Annotated in this window: 1 protein-coding gene; it reads right to left on the bottom strand. The window is 38.9% G+C overall.

Annotated elements, in window-relative coordinates; translation table 11 throughout:
- On the bottom strand, positions 1–1132 hold a 1132-nt coding region (locus BBROOKSOX_RS11290; protein WP_139661944.1), incomplete at its 3' end, for a folate/biopterin family MFS transporter.
- Positions 1133–1202: the final 70 nt, after the last annotated feature.

Here is a 1202-nt window from a genome sequence, read left to right as displayed (position 1 = left end):
AATACATTGCCACAATCGGCAGAGACAATAAAGTGCCCATAATAGTTAAAAATATCAAGACTTCACCAATATTGCGCTTAACAATAAATTTAGCACTCAACCACATCCCTGCCAAAGCTATCGCACCACTAATCGCTGACAACTTAGCAAAAAATGATTCATCAAAGCCAAGCACATCAATTTGCCACCATCGTAAAGACGCACCAACTAAGGGCATCGCACGATAGACAAAAATAATAATCATTGCCATCTTAATATGGCGAATCGCATTTTCGCTCAAATCGCCAATCAAATCATTAAGTAAAGTCAATACAATGCCAAGTGAGATAACAAACACAATCTCTTGCGAATAAGGTACTTGCGCATAACCCATAATCACAACAAATAATGCGAGAGCCGAGCCACCAAATAACACATGTTTATTGAGCTTAGATGTTGGCACAGGGTTAAGGCGTACCAAGCTCACTCCCAGAATTGACAACAAAGGTATAAATAACGCAATCATAAAAACCACTTCGCGCTCGTCTTTAAAAACATCTGCCAGCTCACCACCAATCCAACCCGTTATAAAAATCGCAAAACCTAACGACAAACGCGCTAATACCTGAATACTTGCTAATTCTTGATGGATTTCTTCTTTAGACTGGTTCTTATCTATCACCTCAGTACTCATCGTATCTGCCACCACATCTTGCATCACAAAACCAACAACAGCAATCACGCTGGCAAAAATATAAACACTCTTTTTAGAAAACTCTGCAACAATTGAATAATCACCCACCACCGCAATCATCATTAAAGAACTAATGGTAATGAGCAATGCACCAATGTAAACATAAGATTTACGGTTGGAGCCAAAAATCAACACACTATCAACCAATGAGCCGAAAATCATTTTCACCGTCCACGGCACTGTCAGCCATATACCTAACTCTGCCAAATCTGCTGCACTCATATCCAACGAGTCTTTCACCCAAAACATCTCAGCAATGGCGGTAAAAGCATTACTGCCATAGGCAAAATACACCAACAAGAGCGGCACATAACGCAAACGCAACGCTTTAATCGGTGTCAATAAAACACTCAGCACTACGGCCAAGGCTTTTGTTGGTGAAAGTGAAATATTTAACATAGCAGTTATTTAAATGAATTTTCCTATTATAATTTGTCTATTTTAATATAGTGAGAATATTATGGGATTT

This window comes from bacterium endosymbiont of Bathymodiolus sp. 5 South, assembly GCF_900128535.1.
Taxonomy (GTDB): Bacteria; Pseudomonadota; Gammaproteobacteria; order PS1; family Pseudothioglobaceae; genus Thiodubiliella.
Note: the sequence above shows the minus strand (reverse complement) of the source record. Positions and strands in the feature narration are given on the sequence as shown.